This is a genomic window from Microbacterium sp. Soil_C_42 (genome assembly GCF_057656735.1).
In genome coordinates this window covers 1-23,747 of record NZ_JBDGJU010000026.1, presented here as the reverse complement: position 1 = coordinate 23,747, position 23,747 = coordinate 1, and the positions used below count along the sequence as shown (strand labels likewise).

20 protein-coding genes are annotated in these 23,747 nt (G+C 71.7%); 9 read left to right on the top strand and 11 right to left on the bottom strand.

Annotated features, from left to right (window positions below; all coding sequences use genetic code 11):
- The first annotated feature begins 101 nt into the window (after positions 1 to 101).
- From AC3A46_RS14300 to AC3A46_RS14280, 5 genes are all read left to right on the top strand, one after another.
- Positions 102 to 1,178: an amino acid ABC transporter permease gene (locus AC3A46_RS14300; RefSeq protein WP_487665789.1), complete on the top strand. Its 1,077-nt coding sequence runs from the start codon at positions 102 to 104 to the stop codon at positions 1,176 to 1,178.
- Between the two features lies 1 nt (position 1,179).
- Positions 1,180 to 1,983, top strand: coding sequence for an amino acid ABC transporter ATP-binding protein (locus tag AC3A46_RS14295; RefSeq protein WP_487665788.1), 804 nt, complete (start codon positions 1,180 to 1,182; stop codon positions 1,981 to 1,983).
- A 52-nt stretch (positions 1,984 to 2,035) separates the two neighbouring features.
- Positions 2,036 to 3,028: an ABC transporter substrate-binding protein gene (locus AC3A46_RS14290; protein ID WP_487665787.1), complete on the top strand. Its 993-nt coding sequence runs from the start codon at positions 2,036 to 2,038 to the stop codon at positions 3,026 to 3,028.
- 128 nt (positions 3,029 to 3,156) lie between these two features.
- The gene (locus AC3A46_RS14285) at positions 3,157 to 4,863 is read left to right on the top strand and encodes an LLM class flavin-dependent oxidoreductase (protein WP_487665786.1); all 1,707 of its coding nucleotides are present in this window, start codon (positions 3,157 to 3,159) and stop codon (positions 4,861 to 4,863) included.
- 122 nt (positions 4,864 to 4,985) lie between these two features.
- A complete protein-coding gene (locus AC3A46_RS14280; protein WP_487665785.1) occupies positions 4,986 to 6,281 on the top strand; it encodes a D-alanyl-D-alanine carboxypeptidase family protein in 1,296 nt (431 codons plus the stop codon).
- A gap of 17 nt (positions 6,282 to 6,298) precedes the next feature.
- Here AC3A46_RS14280 and AC3A46_RS14275 read toward each other — a convergent pair whose 3' ends face one another.
- On the bottom strand, positions 6,299 to 6,811 hold the full coding sequence (locus AC3A46_RS14275; RefSeq protein ID WP_487665784.1) for a DUF1990 domain-containing protein: 513 nt from the start codon (positions 6,809 to 6,811) through the stop codon (positions 6,299 to 6,301).
- 85 nt (positions 6,812 to 6,896) lie between these two features.
- Here AC3A46_RS14275 and AC3A46_RS14270 point away from each other — a divergent pair, with 85 nt between their 5' ends.
- Both AC3A46_RS14270 and AC3A46_RS14265 read left to right on the top strand, forming a co-directional pair.
- Entirely contained in the window at positions 6,897 to 7,088 is a 192-nt protein-coding gene (locus AC3A46_RS14270; protein ID WP_487665810.1) for a hypothetical protein, read from the top strand.
- A 30-nt stretch (positions 7,089 to 7,118) separates the two neighbouring features.
- On the top strand, positions 7,119 to 7,517 hold the full coding sequence (locus AC3A46_RS14265; RefSeq protein WP_487665783.1) for an ester cyclase: 399 nt from the start codon (positions 7,119 to 7,121) through the stop codon (positions 7,515 to 7,517).
- 48 nt (positions 7,518 to 7,565) lie between these two features.
- Here the strand turns inward: AC3A46_RS14265 and AC3A46_RS14260 are convergent, their stop codons facing one another.
- The 10 genes from AC3A46_RS14260 to AC3A46_RS14215 all read right to left on the bottom strand — a co-directional run bounded on the left by AC3A46_RS14260 (position 7,566) and on the right by AC3A46_RS14215 (position 20,999).
- Positions 7,566 to 8,651, bottom strand: a complete 1,086-nt coding sequence (locus AC3A46_RS14260; protein ID WP_487665782.1) for an LLM class flavin-dependent oxidoreductase — start codon at positions 8,649 to 8,651, stop codon at positions 7,566 to 7,568.
- Complete coding sequence (locus AC3A46_RS14255) at positions 8,648 to 9,520, bottom strand: DUF1684 domain-containing protein (protein ID WP_487665781.1); 873 nt, start codon at positions 9,518 to 9,520, stop codon at positions 8,648 to 8,650. The genes AC3A46_RS14260 and AC3A46_RS14255 overlap by 4 nt, the downstream gene beginning before the upstream one ends.
- Before the next feature lie 59 nt (positions 9,521 to 9,579).
- Positions 9,580 to 10,959 (bottom strand): M20/M25/M40 family metallo-hydrolase, encoded by a 1,380-nt coding sequence (locus tag AC3A46_RS14250; RefSeq protein WP_487665780.1) that lies wholly within the window; start codon positions 10,957 to 10,959, stop codon positions 9,580 to 9,582.
- Positions 10,956 to 12,599: an ABC transporter ATP-binding protein gene (locus AC3A46_RS14245; RefSeq protein ID WP_487665779.1), complete on the bottom strand. Its 1,644-nt coding sequence runs from the start codon at positions 12,597 to 12,599 to the stop codon at positions 10,956 to 10,958. Before AC3A46_RS14245 ends, AC3A46_RS14250 begins: the two co-directional genes overlap by 4 nt.
- Positions 12,596 to 13,573 carry an ABC transporter permease gene (locus tag AC3A46_RS14240; RefSeq protein WP_487665778.1) on the bottom strand — a complete coding sequence of 326 codons (978 nt, stop codon included), beginning with the start codon at positions 13,571 to 13,573 and terminating at the stop codon, positions 12,596 to 12,598. The genes AC3A46_RS14245 and AC3A46_RS14240 overlap by 4 nt, the downstream gene beginning before the upstream one ends.
- Positions 13,574 to 13,584: 11 nt before the next feature.
- Positions 13,585 to 14,541 carry an ABC transporter permease gene (locus AC3A46_RS14235; RefSeq protein ID WP_487665777.1) on the bottom strand — a complete coding sequence of 319 codons (957 nt, stop codon included), beginning with the start codon at positions 14,539 to 14,541 and terminating at the stop codon, positions 13,585 to 13,587.
- Positions 14,542 to 14,586: 45 nt separating this feature from the next.
- The gene (locus AC3A46_RS14230; RefSeq protein WP_487665776.1) at positions 14,587 to 16,203 is read right to left on the bottom strand and encodes an ABC transporter substrate-binding protein; all 1,617 of its coding nucleotides are present in this window, start codon (positions 16,201 to 16,203) and stop codon (positions 14,587 to 14,589) included.
- A 331-nt stretch (positions 16,204 to 16,534) separates the two neighbouring features.
- The gene (locus tag AC3A46_RS14225; RefSeq protein ID WP_487665775.1) at positions 16,535 to 18,418 is read right to left on the bottom strand and encodes an FAD/NAD(P)-binding protein; all 1,884 of its coding nucleotides are present in this window, start codon (positions 18,416 to 18,418) and stop codon (positions 16,535 to 16,537) included.
- Complete coding sequence (locus AC3A46_RS14220; RefSeq protein WP_487665774.1) at positions 18,415 to 19,779, bottom strand: NtaA/DmoA family FMN-dependent monooxygenase; 1,365 nt, start codon at positions 19,777 to 19,779, stop codon at positions 18,415 to 18,417. The genes AC3A46_RS14225 and AC3A46_RS14220 overlap by 4 nt, the downstream gene beginning before the upstream one ends.
- Complete coding sequence (locus tag AC3A46_RS14215) at positions 19,776 to 20,999, bottom strand: LLM class flavin-dependent oxidoreductase (protein WP_487665773.1); 1,224 nt, start codon at positions 20,997 to 20,999, stop codon at positions 19,776 to 19,778. The genes AC3A46_RS14220 and AC3A46_RS14215 overlap by 4 nt, the downstream gene beginning before the upstream one ends.
- A gap of 164 nt (positions 21,000 to 21,163) precedes the next feature.
- Between AC3A46_RS14215 and AC3A46_RS14210 the strand changes: the two genes are divergently transcribed.
- A complete protein-coding gene (locus AC3A46_RS14210; protein ID WP_310244384.1) occupies positions 21,164 to 22,450 on the top strand; it encodes an adenylosuccinate synthase in 1,287 nt (428 codons plus the stop codon).
- A 61-nt stretch (positions 22,451 to 22,511) separates the two neighbouring features.
- The gene (locus AC3A46_RS14205; protein WP_487665772.1) at positions 22,512 to 23,708 is read left to right on the top strand and encodes a lactonase family protein; all 1,197 of its coding nucleotides are present in this window, start codon (positions 22,512 to 22,514) and stop codon (positions 23,706 to 23,708) included.
- Positions 23,709 to 23,747: the final 39 nt, after the last annotated feature.

Below are 23,747 nucleotides of genomic sequence, written 5' to 3'. Positions count from 1 at the left end.
CCTGAGGGCCCGCGCGGCTGGGCCCCCGGCGCGGCAGCGCCCTACCTTCGGCCTACCGGCGCACCCCGCAGACCACCCGCGCCCCGACCGAGGAGCCCCTCATGACCGACACACTTCCGCGCCAGGCAGGCGCCGCCGAGGCCGCGCCGTCGTCCGCGGCGTCGTCGCGCGTCGACCTCGGCGAGCTCCGCGTGGTCCACACCCGGCATTGGTTCCGGTGGTCGATCGGCGTCGTCGTGCTGTTCGTCGTCGCCCAGTTCGCCTGGTCGCTGGTCACGAACGAGAACTACGAGTGGGACGTCTTCGCCCACTACTTCCTCTCGGAGCCGGTGCTGCAGGGCGTCGGCATCACGCTGGCACTCACCGTGATCTCGGCGACCATCGGCTTCTTCCTCGGCACGCTCCTCGCCCTCGCCCGTCTGGCGAAGTCGCCGCTGCTCAACTCCGCCGCCTGGGTCTTCATCTGGTTCTTCCGCTCGGTGCCGCTCGTGGTGCAGATCATCGTCTGGTACAACCTCGGCTACCTGTATCCGGCCCTCGGCCTCGGCACCCCGTTCACGACCGACTTCTGGATCGTCGAGTTCCCGACCGTGCAGCTCATCAGCGCCTTCGCGGCCGCCATCCTCGGGCTCAGCCTCAACCAGGCCGCCTACTCGGCGGAGATCATCCGCGGCGGCCTGCTGTCGGTCGACCAGGGCCAGCTCGAGGCGGCAGCGGCACTCGGCATCCCGCCGCGCCGCAGGTTGACCCGCATCATCCTGCCGCAGGCGATGCGCTCGATCGTCCCCAACGCCACCAACGAGGTGATCGGCCTCGTCAAGGGCGCGTCGGTGGTGTTCGTGATCGCGATCCCCGAGGTGTTCTACGCCGTGCAGGTCATCTACAACCGCAACAGCCGCGTGGTCCCGCTGCTGCTCGTCGCGGTGGTCTGGTACACGATCATCACCACGATCCTGAGCATCGCGCAGTACTACATCGAGCGGCACTACGCCCGCGGCACCGTCCGCGTGCTGCCGCCGACGCCCGTGCAGCGGGCCCGCCACTGGATCGCGGTGCAGTGGGCGCGTCTGGGCGACTCCGGTGCGTCCCCACCTCCTCTGGAGGGATCGGATGCTGCGCCCCTGGCGACTGCGACACAGCACAGCAATGGCAACGACGCGAAGTTCGGAGGGCGCTGACATGAGCACCACCATCGTCCAGGCCCCGGCGGAGACCACTACGAAGGGCCTCGTCGAGATCCACAACGTCCACAAGAGCTACGGCGGCGTCGCGGTGCTGAGCGGCATCGACCTGACCGTCGAGCCTGGCGAGGTCGTCGCGATCCTCGGGCCGAGCGGCTCGGGCAAGTCGACGCTCCTGCGCACGATCAACCACCTCGAGAGCGTCGACCGGGGCTCGGTCACTGTCGACGGCCAGCTCATCGGGTACGAGCTGCGCGGCGGCAAGCTCTACGAGCTGCGCGAGCGGGAGGTGCTGGAGCGCCGCACGCAGATCGGCATCGTCTTCCAGAACTTCAACCTCTTCCCGCACCTGACCGCGCTCGAGAACGTCACCGAGGCACCCGTCGCGCTCGGCCGGCTCTCGAAGGACGACGCCCGCGAGCTCGCGCTGGGCCTGCTCGATCGCGTGGGACTCGCCGACAAGGCCGAGCACTACCCCCGGCAGCTGTCGGGCGGCCAGCAGCAGCGCGTCGCGATCGCCCGCGCGCTCGCGCTCAAGCCCAGGGTGATCCTGTTCGACGAGCCGACCAGCGCCCTCGATCCGGAGCTCGTCGGCGAGGTGCTCGACGTCATCCGCGACCTCGCGCAGCTCGGCACGACGCTCGTGATCGTCACGCACGAGGTCGGGTTCGCCCGCGAGGTCGCCGACCGCGTCGTGTTCCTCGACGGCGGCCGCGTCATCGAGCAGGGCCCGCCCGCCGAGGTGCTCGTCACCCCGAAGCACCCCCGCGTCCAGGACTTCCTCGCGAAGGTCCTGGCCTGAACCCCCCGAGATCTCGCCTTCGAGTCCTCGCCCGAGAAAAGGAAACACAGCAATGGCACTGAGCAAGAAGCAAGGCATCGCGGTCGGCGTCGGCGTCGTCGCGGTGGCCGCGATCGTCGGCGGCATCGTCTGGGGCGTCAACCAGAACGCCCCGGCCGAGGCGGCCGCCCCCGAGGCGACCGAGGAGTCGGCGAACGTCACGACCGACGAGATCCAGTGGGTCCGTCTCGACGAGCCCGTCGCCGAAGCCGTCGAGGCGCTGGAGGCGAGCGGCTTCGAGCCGGTCGAGCCGGGCAAGCTCACGGTGGCGCACTCCGCGTACGTCCCGCCGCTGGGCTACATCCCCGAGGGCGAGTCGAACCCCGCCGGCACCGAGCCGAACATCGGCGCCCTGATCGCCGACGCGCTCGGCCTGGAGTACAACCCGGTCGTCGTCGCGTGGGCCGATTGGCCCCTCGGCATCCAGTCGGGCAAGTACGACCTCATCACCTCGAACGTCACCGTGACCGAGGAGCGCAAGGAGCTCTACGACTTCGCGAGCTACCGCGAGGACCTCCTCGGCTTCTACGTGAAGAGCGACAGCGACATCGAGAAGATCGAGGAGGCCGCCGACATCACGGGCCTCAAGATCGCGGTCGGCTCGGGCACGAACCAGGAGCAGGTGCTGCTCGCGTGGAACGAAGAGCTCGAGGCCGCCGGCGAAGAGCCGGCGGAGCTGCAGTACTTCGACGACAACGCCGCGACCGTGCTGGCGCTGCAGTCGGGCCGCATCGACGCGACCTTCGGTCCGAACGCGACGTCGGCCTGGGCCGCTCGCGAGACCGGTGACACCAAGCTCGTCGGCCTCGTGCCCGGCGGCTGGCCGCTGACGGCGAACATCGCCGCCGCGACCGCCAAGGGCAACGGGCTCATCGAGCCGGTGGCCATCGCGCTCAACCATCTCATCGAGAACGGCCAGTACGACGAGGTCCTCGAGATCTGGGACCTCACGTCCGAGCGGGTCGACGAGAGCCTCGTCAACCCGCCGGGACTGCCCAAGTCCTGACAGATCGGCACAGAATCGGAGGTTTCGGACGACACGCCGGGGACGGATGCTGCCACCCGGCGTGTCGCCGGGACCCTCCGATTCTGTGCCCTCGTTCTCCACGTCTGCACCACGACCAGGGAGCACCCATGTCCCGCGTTCCGCTCTCCGTCCTCGACCTGTCGCCCTTCGGCTCGGGTCAGACACCCGCCGACGGCCTCCGCGCCAGCATCGGCCTGGCGCGTGCGGCCGAGCGCCTCGGCTACCGGCGCTACTGGGTGGCCGAGCACCACTTCAACCCCGGGATCGCCGGCGCCGCGCCGCACGTGCTGCTGGCTTCCGTCGCGGCCGTGACGCACAGCATCCGTATCGGCACCGCCGCCACCATCATCGGCAACTACTCGCCGGCGCAGGTCGCCGAGGCCGCCGGCGTCGTGGCGCAGCTGCACCCGGGCCGGTTCGACCTCGGCATCGGGCGCTCCGGATCACGCAGCGCGGCGGCGGCCGCGCTGCCCGCCGCACCGGAGGATCGCGTCGTCGACGGGCTCCTGCTGCCCGCTGCCCGTCCGTTCGCCGGGTTCGACTCGGAGCGCTTCGTCGTGCAGGCGCGGCTGCTCGGCCGAACCGAGGCCGACGCCGAGCGCTTCGCGGACGAGGTCGCCGACATCCTGTCGTTCTTCGACGGCACGTTCTCACCCCCCGAAGACGTGCCGATCCACGTCACGCCCGCCGAGGGCGCCGACGTCACGGTGTGGATCCACGGCTCGACTGCCGGTCCCAGTGCGCGCCTGGCCGGCGAGCTCGGGCTTCCGTTCGGCGCGAACTACCACGTCGCCCCCGGCTTCGTGCTCGAGGCGATCGCCGAGTACCGCGCCGCGTTCCGCCCGGGCCGCATCGCCGAGCCCTACGTCATCGTGTCGGTCGACGCCGTCGTCGCCGAGACGGATGCCGCGGCCCGCCGCCTCGCCGCGGGTTACGGTCGATGGGTGCACAGCATCCGCGCCGGCCAGGGCGCCGTCCCCTTCCCCTCGCCCGACGAGGCCGCGGCCGATCCGCTGACGGCCGAGGAGCTCGCGGTCGTCCGCGACCGCCTCGACACGCAGTTCGTCGGATCGGCGCAGACCGTGGTCGAGCGCCTCGAGACGCTGCAGCGGGTGACCGGTGCCGACGAGCTCCTCGTCACCACGGCCACGCACGACACCGTGGACCGGGTGCGCTCGTACGAGCTGCTGGGCGAGGCGTGGGACTCGGGCGGCGCCGAGCCTGCCGCGAACGCCGCGGGCGCCGCATCCGAGTCTCCGGAATGGACCATCCGGCTCGTCCGCGCCGACGAGTACGACCGCGCGGGAGAGGTGACCGCCCAGGCGTACGTGTCGAGCTACGACTCGCTGTCGGACGAGTACGTCGCCTCGCTGCGAGACGTCGCCAGTCGCGTGGGAGCGGGCGACGTCTGGGTCGCGGCCGAGCCCGGAGGGGAGATCCTCGGCACCGTGTGGGTGGCGCGTCCGAACCGCCCGCTCGCGGAGGTCGCGCAGCCCGGAGAGACGGACTTCCGGCAGCTCGCCGTGGCTCCTGCCGCCCGCGGGCGAGGGATCGGCGAGGCGCTCACCCGTCACGTCATCGGCCTCGCGCGCGAGCGCGGCTCGCACCGCGTGGTGATGAACAGCGGTCCCGAGATGACCGGGGCGCACGCGCTGTACGCCAAGCTCGGCTTCCGCCGGATCTCGGAGCGCGAGGGGCTGAAGGAGGTGCAGCCCGGTCGCTGGATCGAGCTGTACACGTTCGGCTACGACCTCGCGCCCGAGCCCGCGGACGCATCGCGGGGCGAGCGGGCATCGTTCGGTCGATCCTCCTGAGACGGGGAGTCTCAAATGCTGCATGATGGGTTCAGCATTCGGGACGGGAGCCTTCCATTTCGACACCTCAGCAGCCGACTGATGAGCTCGAAGAGTTCACGCAGCTGATCAGTCAGGAGCAGATGTTCGGCGGTCCGCCGCGGCGCGCGGTGGATCCCGAGGCGCGGCGCCGCCGACGGCGCATCGGCTGGATCGTCACGGCGATCGTGCTCGTCGTGCTGCTCGCCGTCCCCAGCGGGTACGTGTGGTGGGCACTGACGGCACCGGTGAGCGCGCCGCTCGTCGAGACGCACGAGCCGCCCGTGACGGTGCCGGCGGCTGCCGCGGTCGCTCTGCCGTCCACTGGCGCTTCGGCGATCGCCGTCGCCGGTGGCGACGAGTACCTCGGGGCCGAGGCGAGCGGCATCTGGGCGACGAGCGGGACGAGCGAGCCGCAGTCGATCGCGAGCATCACCAAGGTCATCACGGCGCTCGTGATCCTCGATCGTCATCCCCTGGCGGATGCCGCGGATCCCGGACCGACGATCACCTTCAGCAAGGCCGACCATGACCTCTATGACCAGTACTACGTGCGCGGCGCGACCATCGCGGCGATGCCGACGGGTAGCTCGATGTCGCTGCACGACGCGCTCGCGACGATGCTCATCCCCTCGGCGAGCAATTACGCGGAGGCGGTCTCGACGTGGGCGTTCGGCTCGCAGGGCGCGTTCCGCGGGGCCGCCCAGCGGTGGCTCGCCGCGAACGGGCTCACCGGCACGACGATCGTCGAGCCGACCGGCCTCGACGCGCGCAACACCAGCACCCCGGCCGACCTCATCGCGCTCGGCAAGCTCGCCGCCGCCCATCCCGTGATCTCGAGCATCGTCGCGACGCGCTCGCTGACGCTGCCCGGTCCTGGCGCGATGCAGAACACCAACGACCTCCTCGGCAGCAACGGGATCACCGGGCTCAAGACGGGCAACCTGGGCGAGGGCACCTACAACCTGCTGTTCACCGCATTCCTCCCCGTCGGAACGGCGCAGCCGCTCAGCGTGACCGGGGTGGTGCTCGGCGGCTTCACCCGCGCGAACGTCAATCACGACGTGATGAGGCTGATCGACAGCATCCGTGCCGGCTTCCACGAGGTGCCGCTCGCCAAGCGCGATCAGCCGGTCGGCACGATCACGACGAGATGGGGTGAGTCGGCGCAGATCGTCGTCTCGGACTACGCGACGATCTTCACGTGGTCCGACACCCCGATCACCGTCGAGATGACGACGACCACGCCGAAGACGTACACCGACGGCGAAGAGGTCGGGAGCATCACGTGGACCGCGGGTCCGAACACGGTGACGGTTCCGATCGAGATCGAGGGCACCATCGTCCCGCCGACCGACTCCTGGCGTCTCACGCACCCGGGTGAGCTCGGCGGGGAGTAGGACTGCGGCGGGCGGGCTCAGCGGCGCGCGCGGACGCGCAGCGCGCGGAGGTAGCGGCGGCGGGCGACCGCTTGAGCGACGAGGAGCACCGGGTACAGCGCGCGCCAGCGTCCGCGACCGGGCCGCGTCAGCGAGCGGACGGTGAGGATCACCGAGCCGGCGTCGCGGTGCACGATGAAGGCCTCTTCTCCGGTGACCGGGTGGCCGGGGAGCGTCCGATAGGCGAAGCCGACGCGGTCGCTCTCATCGACGACGGCCCCGACCTCGACGGGCTCACGCACCGACAGCCCGAACGGGTGCGCCGTGATGACCGGGCGGTCGCCGGGTCGGACCGCGGCCGCCGCCGGCGAGACGGTGAAGCCGCTCCGGGTCTTGACGCCCCACCGCAGCACCTCGGTGCTCGCCCAGGTCCAGATCTCCGGTCCGTCGCCGAGGCGGGTGGACCTCTCCCAGCGCCGGAAGCCCTGAGGATGCTCGCGCCAGTCCGCGCTCGCCGGCTGCGTCAAGGACATCCGTTCGCCGTCGTCCACGCTTCGATACTGCCACCGCCCTGCGGCTGAGCTGGGACTCTGTCGCGCAGAGCGCCGCCACCCTAGAGTCGGGACCGTGAAGCGAATGTGGCCGTTCCTCGTGCCCGGCGTGATCCTCGGGGCCATCGGCCTGGTGTGGACGCTGCAGGGTGTCGGCGTGCTGCAGGGGTCGGCGATGACCGGGTCCCCGCTGTGGGCGACGGTCGGCCCGATCGTGCTCGTCGTCGGCCTGGTGCTGATCTGGATCGGGATCGCTCGGCGCCGCCGCAGTCGCTGACGGGCTCGATTCCCACGGATAATGGCGGGGATGGAGCCCTGGGAGACCCACGAGTGGTTCGCGGACTACCTCGACGCGTGCAATCGGCACGACCTCGACGCGATCCGCGCGTTCGTCGCTCCGTCCGTCCGGCGCGCCCACCTGCCGGGCGGGGCGGATGCCTGGGTGTCCGACGTGTCCGACCTGTTCCACGCGTTCCCCGACTGGCGCTGGCGTCGCATCCAGCTCGTCGTCGAGGACGATCGCGTCGCGGCTCACCTGCGCGGCAACGGCACCCACCTCGGTGTGTTCCGGGGGATCGCGCCGACCCGGCGGCACGTCAACGTCGCCGAGTTCGCGATGTACCGGCTGGTGAACCGGCGCATCGCCGAGTTCACGGGTTCGGGGGACTTCGAACTGCTCGCACAGCTCGGCGACACCGAACGATAGACCGCGCGGACCCGGAGACCGCCCTGAACCGTCACGAACCCGCCGGACTCACACCGCGGCGAGTTCGGGCGTGCGCCGGCCGAGCGGGTCGGACTGCGTCCACAGCGTCGTCGGGAACTCGCGCCGCAGTACCGGAGCGACCTCTTCGGCGAACCGCTCGAGGATCTCGAGCTGCCGCGCGAACGGCACCGTCGTCGGCAGGCTGATCGACTGCAGGTCGTGCCCGAGCCGACCGTGGAACCGCGCGATCTTGTCGATCACCTGCTGCGGCGTGCCGACGAGCGCGGGGCCCTCGGCGACGGCGTGCTCGATGTCGCGGAAGGGGGTGTTGTTCCCGGGCACGTTGGTGGCGGCGACGATCGCGTTGTACACCGGGCCGTACTGCGCGATCGCCTCCTGTGTCGTGTCGGCGATGAAGAGCGCTCCCGAGCCCGCAGCGACGAAGGCGCTCGCCGGATCGTGGCCGTGTCGCGCGAACTCGGAGCGGTAGTGGTCGACCAGCACCCCGTAGTTCTCGAGGGGCTGGATCGCGTTCGCGCTGAACAGCGGATCCCCGAAGCGCGCGGCGAGCCCCGCAGAGAAGAGCGTCGTCGCCGAGCCGTGCCACACGCGCGGCGCTCCGGCGAAGGGTCGCGGCAGCGTGGTGACGCCGGTCAAGGCCCGCGTGAACTCGCTGCCCGGCCACGTGACGTCCTCCTCGCGCCAGAGCGTCCGCAGCAGCTCGTACTTCTCGGCGAGCAGCTCCCACTGGTCGTCGATGTCGAGCCCGAAGAGGGGGAACTGCGCGACCTCGTTGCCCTTGCCGACCGTGATGTCGAGCCGCCCGCCCGAGAGCTGGTCGATGGTCGCGTAGTCCTCGGCGACGCGCACCGGATCCAGCACCGAGAGCACGGTCACGCCGGAATTGAGACGGATGCTGCGCGTCCGGGCCGCGATCGCACCCAGCAGCACCGTCGGCGACGACGAGATGAAGTGCCCGGCGTGACGCTCACCGATGGCCACAGCATCCAATCCCAGCTCTTCGGCGCGGATCGCCTGCTGCAGCGTCTCGGCGAACCGCTCGGCGGGCGAGACCTGATGGCCGGTGATCGGGTCGGCACGGTAGGGGACGATGTCGAGCAGCTGGAACCTCATGCGGCCACCCCCGGCGCGACGAGATCGGCGTTCGAGATGACGCGGGCGAGCGGCGTCTTCTCGCCGGCCTCGATGCCGATCGGCAGGCGGTTGCCCTCCGGCGGCAGCGGGCACGTGGCGAAGTCCGTGTACGCGCAGGGCAGGTTGACGGCGCGGTTGAAGTCGATCGTGGTCCAGCCGTCGGCGTCCGGCGCGTCGATGCCCACCGAGCGGTTCGCGGCGTACGTGGTGATGCCGCTCGTCGCGTCGGTGAACAGCACGAGCAGGTCGCCCGGCGCTTTGCCCTCGAACGCCGTGAGCGAGAACTCCTCGCCCCGCCACGAGAACTCGAGCACGCCGGGGGCGTCGTAGACGTGGGTGAGCCCGTCGACGGCGGCGCCGACCTCGGTCGGGACGGGGGCATCGAACGGGCGGAAGCGCGCCGCGACACGCCAGCGCGGGTTCGGGACGTAGGTCGGGGTGCCCGAGTACTCCGCGAGGAACGGGTGATCGGCGCGGCGCGGCCGCAGGATCGTGTGCCCGCCGCGGATCGCGATCTCGACGGCGCCGGCGATGGCGCCGTCGGTGAAGGTGGGGGTGACGCTGCCGCGTTCGGCGATCTCGCCGAACGCGTGCGTCCCCGTGATCGTCGCGCCGTCGAGCGTGAGGCTCTCGCCGTCGGCGAGCTCCACTTCGACGCCCTCGGCGCCGAGGCGCCACGTGCCGGGCGCGCCCGGCAGGGTGATCGGGGCGGCCCCGAGCCAGTGCAGATCGGTGATCGCGAAGAAGCCGAGGGCGTCGGCCCGGCGCGTCTCGTGCGTGCGGTGCCAGTCCTCCCACTCGCGCCCGAACACGGCGCGATCGACATCGGAGTTGAGGGTGGTGGTCATGGGTGCTCCTCGGTGGGGTGGATGGGGAACGGATGCTGCGGCCCGCGCTGCAACCGCGTTCAGGCGGTCGCCGGCTCCGCGACGCGGGTGCGCGTAGCCGTGCTCGTGTCGGCGTGGAACGTGCGCACGGCGTGGTCGAGCGCGTCGACCGTGAGGGCGATCGAGTCGAGGTCGATGCGCTCGTCGTTGCCGTGGAAGAGCCGGCGGAAGGTGCCGTAGTCCCAGCGCTCGCTGAGCACGCCGAACCCGTAGGCCGGGATGCCGCGGCGCCGGTAGAAGCGGCCGTCGGTGCCGCCCACGCCCAGCATCGGCAGCAGCTCGGCGGACGGGTAGGCGCGGCGCACCGCGCTGCCGAGCGCGTCGAAGAGCGGGGTGTCGATCGGAGACAGGGTGGATTCGCCGAACCAGTCGCCTTCGATCTCGATGTGCTCGATGAGGTCGCCGAGCGCGTCGCGGACGAGGCCCTCGACGTCCTCGCGGGTGACGTCCGGCAGGATGCGGATGTCGAGCTGCACGGTCGCGGTGCCCGGGATGACGTTGCCCTTCTCTCCGGCGCGCACGATCGTCGGTGAGATCGTGGTGTGCGTCGAGGCGTGCGCGAACCCGTCGAGGGCGCCGAGGTGCGGCAGGCCCTCGTAGAACCGGTCGGGGTCGGTGAGCGCGGCCCGGATCTCGGGGTCGAGATCGAGCGCCCCGGCGTACGCGCGCCACTGCGGGGTGATGACAGTGGTGCCGCGGTGTCGCGCGAGGCGGGTCACGGCCTCCGCCGCGATGACCGCGGCGTTGCGCGAGCCCCACGGCGCCGAGCCGTGCCCGGGCGCACCGGTGACGCGCAGCAGGCGGCCGGCGCCACCCTTCTCGCCCACCATGACACCGAGGTGCGGCTGCGCGCCGGCGTGGGCGCCGCCCGATTCGGTCAGCACGTAGTCGGCGTCGATGAGATCGAGGCGGTGCTCGGTGAGCCAGCCGACGCCGAACCGGCTGCCGTTCTCCTCGTCGGCGACCGCTGCGAAGATGAGGTCGCCCCGGGGGCGGAACGTTCCGGTCGCGACCGCCCGCGTCACGACGGCGTACGCGGCGGTGAGGTTGAGCATGTCGATCGCGCCCCGGCCCCACAGCACGCCGTCGACGATCTCGCCGGCGAAAGGGTCGCGCGACCAGCCCGACGGCTCGACGGGCACGACGTCGGTGTGCCCGACGAGCGCGAGCGACGGCGCACTCGGATCGGTGCCCTCGATGCGCACGATGAGCGACTGGCGGCCCGGATGCGGCTCGACGACGACGCCCTCGAGCCCGGAGCCTTCGAAGAAGCGCCGGAGCGTCTGCACCTGCCGGTCCTCGTGACCCGAGCCGGGCGTGCCGTCGTTGACGGCGGCGTTGCGGATCAGCTCCTGCAGCAGCTCGGTCGTCTGCTGCGCCAGTGTCGCCTGCGCACTCATGCGGCCGCCTCGCCCGCGAGCGCCGGCGCCGACAGCGTCGCACCCGGGATCGCCTCGATGAGCCGGCGCGTGTACTCCTCGCGCGGCGCGCCGAGCACCTGCGCGGTCGGGCCCTGCTCGACGATGCGGCCGTGCTGCATCACCGCGACGCGGTCAGAGATCTCGCGGACCACGGCGAGGTCGTGGCTGATGAACAGGTACGACACCCCGACGTCGCGCTGCACCGCGGCGAGGAGATCGAGGATCTGCGCCTGCACCGACACGTCGAGCGCCGACACCGCCTCGTCGAGCACGACGAGATCGGGACGCAGCGCGAGCGCGCGTGCGATGGCCACGCGCTGCCGCTGGCCGCCCGAGAGCTCGGCCGGCCGCCGCGACGCGGTGCTCGCCGGCAGCGCCACCTGGTCGATCAGCTCGCGCACGCGGCGCGCCCGCTCGGCCTTGTCGACGCCGAACGCCCGCAGCGGCTCGTCGATCACCTCGGCGATCGTGAAGCGCGGGTTGAGAGATGCGAACGGGCTCTGGTAGACGAGCTGGAACCGCCGGCGCAGCGCGCGCAGCTGTTCACGACTCGCGGCGACGAGATCGTCTCCGTCGAAACGGATGCTGCCCGCCGACGGCTTCTCCAGCCGGAGTGCCAGTCGCGCCGTCGTGCTCTTGCCCGACCCCGACTCGCCCACGATCGCGAGCGTCTCGCCTCGGTCGATGCGGAACGTGACGTCGTCGACGGCGAGGAGCTTCTCGCGGCCGGGGAGGGGGAACTCCTTGCGGAGACCCGTGACTTCGAGGAGTGCCGGGGTGGCAGCATCCGGTTCCGTCCGCAGCGGTCGCTCGGACACGCGCACCGTCCCGCCGCGCAGCCCGGGTGCCGCGGCGATGAGCGCGCGGGTGTACGGGTGCTGCGGGTTCTCGAGCACCTGACGTGCGGCGCCCGTCTCGACGATCTCGCCGTTCTGCATCACGATGATGCGGTCGGCGCGGTCGGCGGCGACGCCGAGGTCGTGCGTGATGAGCAGCACGGCGGTGCCGAGCGTCGACGCCAGCGTGTCGATGTGGTCGAGGATCTGCTTCTGCACGGTGACGTCGAGCGCGCTCGTGGGCTCGTCGGCGATCACGAGCTTCGGCTCGGCGGCCAGTGCCGTCGCGATGAGGGCGCGCTGCTTCATGCCGCCCGAGAACTGATGCGGGAACTGCCGGGCGCGCGCCTCGGGCTCGCCGATGCCGGCCAGACGCAGCAGCTCGACGGCCTGCGCGTCGGCGCCGCGGCGCGTGGTGAGGCCGTGGATCACGAGCGGCTCGCCGACCTGGCGACCCACGCGCTTGACCGGGTTGAGGCTCGTCGTCGGGTCCTGCGGGATGAGCCCGATCGCGCGGCCGCGCACCTCGCGCCAGGCGCGGCGCGAGAGCCCGGTGAGGTCGGTGCCGTCGAAGACGATCGAGCCGGCGTCCACCGACGCGTTCGAGGCGAGCAGGTGGATCACCGCGTGCGCGGTCGTGCTCTTGCCCGAGCCCGACTCGCCGACGATCGCGACGACCTCGCCGCGGTCGACGGTGAAGCTCACGTCGCGCACGGCCGGCCGCGATTCGCCGCTCAGCGTGTACGACACCGAAAGGTTCGACACCTCCAGCAGCGCGGTCATCGGATTCCTCCATTGCGCTCGAGGGCGCGCGAGACGCGGTTGGCCGACAGCACGACGGCGACGATCACGAGGCCCGGGAAGGTCGTGAGCCACCACGCGACGGCGAGGTAGTCGCGGCCTCCGGCGACGAGCGAGCCCCACTCGGGCGTGGGCGGCGGTGCGCCGAAGCCGAGGAACGACAGCGACGAGATGGCCAGCACCATGACGCCGAACTCGAGAGCGGCGAGGGCGATCACCGGGCCGGATGCGTTCGGCAGCACGTGCCGGCGCAGCACGGTGTACCAGCGCACGCCCGAGACGTGAGCGGCTTCGACGTAGACGGCGGTGGCGATCTGCAGCACCTCGGCGCGCATCACCCGGGAGAACGACGCGATGCTCGCGAGTCCGACCGCGATCGCCACGTTGAGCGTGCCGAATCCGAGCGCCGTGATGAGCGCGAGCGACAGCAGCAGGCTCGGGATCGCGAGCAGCACGTCCATGAAGCGCATGATCGCGTCGTCCACGATGCCCCAGAGGAAGCCCGCGAGCAGGCCGAACAGCGACCCGACCGCGAGGCCGACGATCACGGCCACCGAGGTCGCGGCGAGCGAGGTCGCCGACCCGTAGACGACGCGGGCGTAGAGGTCGCGGCCGAGGTTGTCGGTGCCGAAGAGGTGCTCCGGGCTCGGAGGCAGCAGGCGGTCCTGGGGGACGCCGACGATCGGGTCCCACGCGGTGAACCACGACGGCACCAGCGCCCACAGCGTCACGAGGGCGAGCACGAGGATCGACGCGACCAGGGTCGGCTGCTTCAGCACGGCGATCACCGGGCGCAGCGCGAAGCGGCGGGGCGCAGCATCCGCTCGCTCTTCTCCGAGGGCGGCCGCGCGGGGGCCACCCGACGGATCGGCGTCGGGGTCGACGATCGATTCGAGGAAGGGGTCGTGGGGCTCGAGGGTGCGCGCGGGCGGGGAGAGCACGTTCGGGGCGGTCATGGCGGCTCCTGTCAGGCGGCGACGAACGCTGTGCGGGCGAGCGTGATGCGGCGGTCGATGAGGGGGTAGACGAGGTCGACGACGAGGTTCGCGACCACGAAGACGAGGGCGGCGAAGACGACGACGGTCTGCACGACGGGCACGTCGCGGTTGTTGACGGCGGTGACGACGAGCCGGCCGATGCCGAGGCGCGAGAACACGGTCTCGGTCACGACGGCACCCGAGAGCAGACCGCCGATGAGCACGCCGACCATCGTGAGCGAGGGGATCGCGGCGTTGCGGAACGCGTGGCCGAGCTGCACCCGGCGCTCGCTCGCTCCCTTGGCGCGCACGATCTCGACGTAGGGCTGGGCGAGGGTCGAGCGCAGGCTCCGCGACAGCAGCTGCGCGATGAACGCACCCGAGGGGATCGCGATCGTGATCGCCGGCAGCACGAGGCTCTCGAAGCCCTCGTTGCCCATCGAGGGGAACAGGCGCAGGCGGAACGAGAAGGCCTGCAGCAGCAGGAGGCCGATCCAGAACACCGGGATCGACACGCCCAGCGGCGGCAGCGACGACAGCACGTTGCGCAGCCACTGCGCGCGGGCGAGCGACGCCGACAGCGCGAGGACGACGCCGAACACCACCGACAGCACGAACGCGAAAGCGGTCAGCGCGAGCGTCGGGGGGAGGGATTCGAGGAGCAGATCGGATGCCGGGCGGCCGGTCTGCGTCGAGACCCCGAAGTCTCCGGTCAGCGCCTTGCCCAGGGCGACGAGGTACTGCTCGTACAGCGGGCGGTCGAGCCCGAGCTCGCTGCGCAGCTGCGCCACGAGCTCGGGATCGATGGCCTCCTGGTCGCCGCCGCCCGCGAAGAGCGTCGCGGCGTCGCCCGGGAGCAGGTACAGGATGAGGAACGAGATCGTGTAGGCGGCCCACAGGACGATCACGCCCTGCCCGATCCTCCGGGCGATGTATCGACCCCACATGATTCGCTCCTCATCCCTTTCGTTGTGCGATGCGCCCGTGCGGGCTTACTCGGCGATCCAGGCGTCGTAGAAGTCCAGACGGCTGGAGGCCTCGAAGCCGAGCCCCTGCACCTTCGACGCAGCGGTGATCGTGGTCGACAGCTGGTAGATCGGGATCGAGTAGCCGCCCGTGATCAGCAGCTCCGCGGCCTCGTCGACGACCTTCTGACGCTCGGCCGGGTCGATGATCGCGGCCTGCTCGTCGAGCAGCTCGTCGATCTCGGCGGGCTCGGTGCGCTTGGTGGCGTTGTTGGTGCCGCTGACCGAGAACACCGTGCGCAGCACGTCGGGGTCGGCGCGCGTCAGGTTGCCGTACGAGAAGTCGTACGTGCCGTCGGCGTTCGCGGCCTGCACGTCGGCGATGCTCGCGAAGGTCAGCTGCAGGTCGATGCCGATCTGGCGCAGCTGCTGCTGCACGAGCTCGAGCACCTCCTTGGGCGACTGCCAGTAGGTGACATGGAAGCTGAGCTTCTCGCCGTCCTTCTCGCGGATGCCGTCATCGCCCTCGGTCCAGCCCGACTCCTCGAGCAGCTCGGCGGCGGCCTTCGGGTCGTACTCGAGCACGTCGCTCAGGTCGGTGAAGTACGGCGTCGACGAGGCGAGCGGCGACACGGCGGGCACGTCGTCGGGGCCGAGGAGGGTCGACGTGATCTGCTCGCGGTCGATCCCCTTCTGGATCGCGAGACGCACGTTCTCGTCGGCGAGCTTCTCGGTCGACTGGTTCGCGTACAGGTTGTAGACCGAGCCGGGGTTGGCGCGGTTGAGGCTCCAGAAGTCCTCGCCCTCGAACAGCACCGCGTCGGCCGTCGCGATGCCCGTGGTCGCGTCGATCTGACCCGACTGCAGGCTGCCGGTGCGGTTGCCCGACTCGGGGACGACCTTGTAGGTGATCGTGTCGAGGTACGCCTCGCCGGTGTGGGCGGCCGTCGACGGACCCCATTCGTAGCCCTCGCGGCGCTCGAGCACGGCGCCCTCGTTGGGCGTGTAGCTCTGCACCGAGAACGGACCCGAGCCGATGTAGTCGCCGAGGCAGCGGTCGGCCTGGCTCACCGCGGCGGTCGCCGGCGACAGGAGGCCGAGCGAGAACGTCGAGGTCGCCTGCAGGAACTGCGCGCTCGGCTCCGAGAAGTTGACGATGACCGTCTGCTCGTCCGGCACCTCGATGCTCTCGAGGTCGGCGAGGTACGACGAGCCGAGGCTCGCCTTCGCGCCCAGCGCCTGGATCGCCTCGAAATTCGTCTTGACGGATGCCGCGTCGATGGGCTCGCCGTCGGCATACGTGGGGCCGTCCTGCAGCGTGAACGTGAAGCTCGTGGCGTCGTCGTTCACCTCGTAGTCGGTGGCCAGCCACGGCAGGATCTCGCCGGTCTCGGGGTCCTGGATCGTCAGCGACGCGACGGTCTGCCGCGCGATCGCGATCGCGTCGTTGTTGCCGACCTGCTGCGGATCGATGCACTGGCTGTCGACCGAGATCGCGAAGGTCAGGTCGCCGCCCGTGACGGGCTCCGCCTCGGCGGATGCGGTGGGTGCGGCGTCGCCGGCGCCGGTCGCGCACGCGGTGAGCGCGAGCGCGACCACGCCGATCGCCGCCAGCGCGGCGGTACGGGGTCGGGTGAACGACATGAGGTCTCCAGAAGCTGTGAGGGTGCGAGGCGCGGCGGTGGTGCCGGCTCGTGGTCTCAGCGTCTCGGAGAGGCGGTGCGCGGCTCGACCGGAGATGTCACGCGACGTGAACGTCGGTCACGGTCGTTCACGCCCCGTCATCCGGCGTCATGTTCCGCAGTCGCTTCGTGCGGGTCGCGCGCCCGATCCGCGACCCAAAGCGACTGCGGAGCCCGCGGCCTGGAGGCTCCGCAGTCACGTTTGGCGGGTTCGTGGGCCATGCACCCGCAAAAGGTGACTGCGGAACAGAAGAGCAGCGGCGGGAGGGCGGAGCCGAGGATGGGGGCCCGGATCAGGGGGCGACCGGCACCGCGACGCCGAGATACGCGGCGATCGCCCCCGCCACCGCGTCGGTCTGGCGCAGCGACAGCGAGTTCGCCGCCGGACGGGTGAAGGCGCCGGCCTCGGTCTGCGAGGTGAAGGGGCCGATCGCGAACAGCGCGTCGTGGGGCGCGCCGTCGGGGCGCAGCACCCGGCCGTCGTCGGCGACCCGCACGCGTCCGAGCGAGCCCGAGTACTCGTCATCCGTCACGCGCAGCACGCTGCCGTGGACGGTCGCGAGCTCGCGCAGCGCCGCGTCGGTGCTGAGCTCCGCGTCGGCGGCCGGCAGCCATGCGTCGACGAGGGCGCCTGCGACCGTCTCGCCCGGCACGCGGAGACCGGATGCTGCGAACCCGCGCGGCCCGACGACCACGTCCACGTCGGGTCCGAGGAAGCGCACGACTCCCGCATCGGCGAGGGCGAGCAGCTCCTCCAGCCGGTGCGGGGGCGGACCGCTCGCGAGGTAGCTGAAGAAGGTATGCCAGCGGACCGGCAGCGTGTACGCCCGCGAGCGGGCGGTGAAGCGCTCCTTGGGGATCTCCGACAGCGCCATGAACGACAGCAGCGCGGCGACGAACACGCCCTGTGCGGGGCTGCGTTCCTGCGTCGTGCGCAGTTCGAGGTCGTCGACGATATGCGCCCGCACCCGGTCGTGAGCGTCGTCGGCGTCGGCGAACTCCGCGTCGGCGAACGGCCGGTCGAACGCGGCGACGTCGAACCGGTCGAGCGGATCGGGCACGACGGCGGCGATCGCGGCGCGCAGGGCGGGGTCGTCCCACGCGTGCGCCTGCAGGAGCGCGCGGAACTCGTCCCACGTGCCCGTGACCCGCTCCGGGTGCCCCGTGAAGAGCTCGCGGTAATGCCCGTGCAGCAGCTCGGCGGCGACCAGGGGCCACACGTCGCGGTCGAAATCGATCGGGCGCCCCGCGTCCACGAGCGCGGCGATCACGTCCGGCGTCAGCACGTCGCGCTCCGGGGGCGAGCCCTGCAGTGTCGACGTCACCTTCGACCGGTACGGCACCCCGCGCCGCGATCCGAGGTGCAGCCGAGGCTCCTGCCCCGACGGCAGGTAGCGCAGGGCGCCGTCGGCGCCGCGGTCGAAGCGTCCGCCTCGGCCCTGAGTGAGGAGCACGACGAGGTCGACGGCGGCGAGCCCCATACCGCGCACGATCACGTCGGCGCCCGGAGCGAGCGTCGACAGATCGGCGTCCGCGGTGAACGCGGGACCCACGTACGCGAGCCGCTCGCGGACCGCGGCCGCCGCAAGCGCTGCCGACGCCGGGTCGGGCTCGCGTTCGGTGTGGCCGAGGCAGTAGGCGACAGCATCCGTCTCGATCACCCGACCGCTCGCGAGCGACACGGCGTGCTGCCCCGACGACGAGGTCCGCACCGACGTCACCTCGTCGACATGGAGCCGGATCCTCACGCCCTCCGGCGCGCTCGCCGCGGTGCGGCGGAAGAACCAGTCGAGGTAGTGGCTGTGCAGGCGCCGCGTCGGAAAGCCTTCGGGGGTGAGTGCCCGCGCCTCGGCCTCCGACAACTCGTCGAGGTCGACGTCCGGGAGTTCGCCCGCGCGCCACAGGTCCAGCCACTCGCTGAGCGAGGGGCCGGAGCGCACCGGCCCCTCGATCGTGCAGCTGTCGTCGGTGAACACGGTGACGTCGCGCGTCATCGAGTTGAGCTTGAGCAGCGGCGACTGGGCGCGTCGCCAGATGCGGCCGGCACCGGGGGGATGCGGGTCGACGAGGTCGATGTCGAGCAGCGTGTGCTCGTCCGCGCGCGCCAGCACGCGTTCGAGGAGCATGATCGCCCGCGGGCCGGCTCCGGCGAACAGCAGGCGCGCGCGGCCCGTCATCGGGCCGCGCGCGCCGGTGCGGCGACCGGGGCCGCAAGGCCGAGCAGATCGCGCAGCGTCGCGCCGTCCTCGTAGGACCGCCGGTACGAGCCGCGCTCCTGCAGCAGCGGCACGACGCGCTCGGCGAACTCGTCGAGGCCGTGCGGGGTCAGGTGCCCGACGATCGTGAACCCGTCGGTCGCGCGCTCCTGCACGTAGCGGTCGATCTCGGCCGCGATGTGCTCGGGCGTGCCCACGAAGGTCGGGGTGGCCGTGAGGCGGATGACGGTCTCACGGATGCTGAGCCCCTCGGTCTCCGACAGCTCCCGCAGCTTCGCGATCCTGGCGCGCACCGCCGCGTGCCGGTTCGCCCAGCCGCGCGCGGTCTCGGACCCGGTGTCGGGCTCGACATCCGGAAGGGGCCCGTCGGGGTCGTAGCCGGACAGGTCGCGGCCCCACACCTGCTCGACGTACGTGAGCGCGACCTCGGGCCGCACCTGCTGCAGCGCGACCTCGCGGGCGCGCTCGCGGGCCTCCGCGTCGGTGTCGCCGAGGGAGAACGTCGCCGCCGGGAGGATCTTGAGCGAGTCCTCCTCGCGTCCGTAGGCGGCGAGCCGGCCCTTGACGTCGTCGTAGAACGCGCGCGCGTCCGCGAACTCCTGGTGCAGCGAGAAGATCACCTCGGCGTGCTCGGCGCCGAACGCGCGTCCGTCCGCCGAGTCGCCGGCCTGCACGATGACGGGGCGTCCCTGCGGGGAGCGGGGCACGTCGAACAGGGCGTCGACGTCGAACTGCGGGCCGCTGTGGCGGACCCGCGCGGGGACGCCGTCGCCGAGGAAGGCGCCGGTCGCGGCATCCGCTCGTACGTCACCCTCGCTCCACGAGTCCCACAGCTCCTTCGCGAGGGCGGCGAACTCGCGGGCGCGCTCGTAGCGGTCGGCGTGGTCGAGGTAGCCGCCGCGGCGGAAGTTCGCGCCGTGGAAGGCGTCGGAGCTCGTCACGGCGTTCCAGCCCGCGCGGCCGCCCGAGAGGTGGTCGAGGGTGGCGAGCTCGCGCGCCAGCTCATAGGGCTCGTTGAACGTCGTGTTGAGCGTGCCGACGACGCCGACGTGCTCGGTGATCGCGGCGACCGCAGCCAGGATCGACAGCGTGTTCGGGCGGCCCAGCACGTCGAGCTCGTGGATGCGGCCCTTGTGCTCGCGCAGTCGCAGCCCTTCGGCGAGGAACACGTAGTCGAACAGCCCGCGCTCGGCGGTCGCGGCGAAGTGCTCGAACGACGAGAAGTCGATCTGGCTGCCGGCCGCCGGGTCGGTCCATACGGTGGTGCTGTTGACGCCGGGGAAGTGCGCGGCGAGATGGATCTGGCGGACGGGACGGCTCACAGCGCGAACTCCTCTTCTCGGGCGTAGCGGCTCTCGGGGCGTGCGAGGTCGAGGCGGGCGCGGAGCGACCCGCCGTCGTCCTCGCGGAGTGTGCCGGTCCCGCGCAGCAGGGGCACGACCTGCTCGGCGATCGCCGCGACGTCGGCGGGCTGGCGGGCAGGGCGCAGGCGCACGCCGTCGACACCCCCGGCGGCGAGCTCGCGCACCGCGTCCGCGACGTCGCCGGGCGTGCCGACGACGATGCGGGCGTCGGAGGCGAGCTGTTCGCCGTCCCACTCGTCGAGTCGCGCCAGCGCCTCGCGCGCCGCGGCCTCGGTGTCTTCGATCAGCACGAGCAGGTCGGCGAAGACCCGCACGGGCTCGTCACCGCTGCGCAGGTCGTCGGCGGCGGCATCCAGCTCCGACAGGATGCCGGGCAGAGCGAACCCGGGTCGCCCGCCCTCGACGTGGGGGGTGATGAACACGACGTCCGCGTGCTCCGCGGCCAGGCGGTACGGCACCGTCTGGTGTGCGAGCACGGTGATCAGCGGGCGACCCTGGGGCGACCGCGGCACGATCGAAGCGCCGGTGATCGAGAAGAACTCGCCCTCGAAGTCGATGTTGTGCACGCGGTCGGCGTCGAGGAAGCGGCCTGCCGCGGCATCCCGGATGATGGCGTCGTCCTGCCAGGAGTCCCAGAGGCGCGACAGCACATCGGCGAACTCACCCGCCTCGCGGAACGCGGCGAGGATCTCGGGGGAGTCCTCCACGCGCCCCGACGCGGGGATCGCGTCGACGCCGGAGGTGCGCCGGCCGAAGTTGGCGCGCTCGGCGGCCGAGGCGCCCGCGACCAGCCGCACCCCGGCGCGGCCGCGGCTGGCGAAGTCGAGCGTCTGGATGCCGGTGGCGACGTGGAACGGCTCGGGGTGCGCGGTCGTGACGGTGGGCACCAGGCCGATCCGGCGCGTCAGCGGCGCGACGTACGACGCGATGAGCACGGCGTCGAGGCGGCCGCGGACGCGGTCGCGGCGCAGTGCCTCGGCGGACTCGAAGCGGTCGGGGAGGGCGAGGGAGTCCTCGATCGTGGCGAGGGCGAGGCCGGCGTCGTCTGCCGTACGCAGCAGGTCGCGCCAGTAGCGCGCCGATGTCAGCTCGTGCGGGCGGGCGGTGGCCTCGCGCCACGCGGCGGGGTGCCAGCCGGCCCGTTCGAGGGCGACGGCGAGGTGAACCTGGTCGGTCACGGGACTTCTCCTTCTTCGCACGAGGCGATCCGCTGTTCACGATTCCCGCGGGGTCGTGCGTGCGTCCAACCCCGGTCGTCACGGGAGGACTCGCGGCGCCAGAAGGCGTAACGAAGCATCCGGATAGGATGGGGTGTAACCGTCCGATAACGGGGGAGTAGCCCATGCCAGGCATCGTGATCGTCGGAGTCCAGTGGGGAGACGAGGGCAAGGGCAAGGCCACCGATCTCCTCGGTGAGCGCACCGACTGGGTGGTCAAGTTCAACGGCGGCAATAACGCCGGCCACACGGTCGTGATCGGCGACGAGAAGTACGCGCTGCACCTGCTGCCGTCGGGCATCCTGTCTCCCGGCGTGAACGCCGTGATCGGCAACGGCGTCGTCATCGATCTCGAGGTGCTCTTCTACGAGCTCGAGGCGCTGCACGCCCGCGGTCTCGACACCTCGCGCCTGCGCGTGAGCGCCAACGCGCACATCATCACGCAGTACCACCGCACGCTCGACAAGGTCACCGAGCGCTTCCTCGGCAAGCGCCAGATCGGCACCACCGGTCGCGGCATCGGCCCGGCCTACGCCGACAAGATCAACCGCGTCGGCATCCGCGTGCAGGACCTCTTCGACGAGAACATCCTGCGCCAGAAGGTCGAGGGCGCCCTCGACCAGAAGAACCACCTGCTCGTCAAGATCTTCAACCGCCGTGCCATCACCGCCGATGAGATCGTCGACGACCTGCTGTCGTACGCCGAGCGCCTGCGTCCGATGGTGGCCGACACGTCGCTCCTTCTGGGCGATGCCCTCGACGCGGGCGACGTGGTCGTCTTCGAGGGCGGCCAGGCGACGATGCTCGACGTCGACCACGGCACCTACCCGTTCGTCACGTCGTCGTCGGCGACCGCCGGTGGCGCCGCGACCGGCGCGGGCGTCGGACCCAACCGCCTCGACCGCATCGTCGGCATCGTGAAGGCCTACACGACGCGCGTCGGCTCGGGCCCGTTCCCGACCGAGCTGTTCGACGAGAACGGCGACTTCCTGCGCTCGCGCGGCTTCGAGTTCGGCACCACGACCGGCCGCCCGCGCCGCGTCGGCTGGTACGACGCGCCCATCACCCGGTACGCGACCCGCATCAACGGCATCACCGACCTCGTGCTGACCAAGCTCGACATCCTCACCGGCCTCGACCAGATCCCGGTCTGCGTCGCGTACGACGTCGAGGGCGAGCGGTTCGACGAGGTCCCCGTGAACCAGTCCGACTTCCACCACGCGAAGCCGATCCTCGAGTACTTCCCCGGCTGGAAGCAGGACATCTCGGGGGCCCGCACCTTCGACGAGCTTCCGCGCGAGGCCCAGGAGTACGTCCTGGCGCTCGAGGCGATGAGCGGCACGCGCATCTCGGTGATCGGCGTGGGCGCGGCGCGCGACGCCGTGATCGTGCGCCACGACCTCGTCGACTGATCCGTTCCCGGTCGTCGAGCGAGCGAAGCGAGTCGAAACGCCCCGAGCCCCACGGAGGGTCATGAAGTTCTGGCTGGGCGGGTACACCGCCGACATGGGTGGCAGCGCGTCCGGATTCGGGATGCTGCTCGCCGGCGCCGCCGACGACGCCTCCGCGGGCGGCGCGCTGGCGTTCGCCGGCGAGGTCGCGACGACCGACTCGCCGTCATGGCTGGCGCCGCACCCCGGCTCGTTGACGGTGGCGCCGGGAGAGGTCGTCTACGCCGCGCTCGAAGCGCGGCAGCAGGTGCAGGCGTTCCGCCGCACCGGCGAGGCGACGTTCGCGCCGCTCGGCGCGCCGGTGGCTGCCGGCGCGGCCGTGTGCCACGCGGCGGTGTCGCCCGACGGCCGCTTCCTCATCGCGAGCTGCTGGGGTGACGGACGCGTCGTCCGCATGACCCTGGATGCCGCGGGCCGTCCCTCGTCGCCGGTGATCGCTCCGTCGGCGACCGACCCGTACGCACCCGGCGGCGCGGCGGAACAGGCCGGCGACATCGACCTCGCCGCGGCTGCCCGCGCACTGCGCGAGGCCGCCGGCGAGGAGTACGCGCACCTCGTTCCCGACCATGACCGCGAAGAGCCTGCCGCCACGGACGGAGCACAGGACGAAGCATCCGCTTCCCGCCCCTCCCGTGCGCACCAGGCGGCGTTCCTGCCGGGCGGGCTCATCGCGACGACCGATCTCGGCTACGACGTCGTGAGGTTCTGGCGTGACGGCGCGAACGGGCTGCGTCAGGTGCAGCAGGTCGCGCTGCCGCAGGGCAGCGGACCGCGGCACATGGTGTGGCACCCGAGCGGTCATCTCTATGTCGTGACCGAGTTCTCGTGCGAACTGTTCGTGGTCGCGCCGGCCGTCGACGGCACGTGGAGCCTCATGGGCGGTACGCCGCTGGGCGCCGGCACCCTCCCGGACGACAGCGCCGCCGAGCTCGCCGCGTCGCGCGACGGCGAGTTCCTGTACGCCGGCGTGCGCGGCAGCAACACGCTCGCGACGCTCCGAGTGCGGGGCGCCGGCGAGTACGTCGAACCGGTCGCCCTCGTCGACGCCGGCGTCGACTGGCCCCGGCACCACGTGGTGGTGCGCGACATCCTGCTCGTCGCCGGGCAGCTGTCGAACGAGGTCGCGTCGCTCACGCTCGACGTGCGCACGGGGGTTCCGGGCCGCGTGCGCCGGCGCACGGACGCCCCGTCGCCGACCTGCCTGCTCCCCGTGCGCTGACTCCCGGCGCCGGCCGCCCGCGCCCCGTGCGCTGACTCC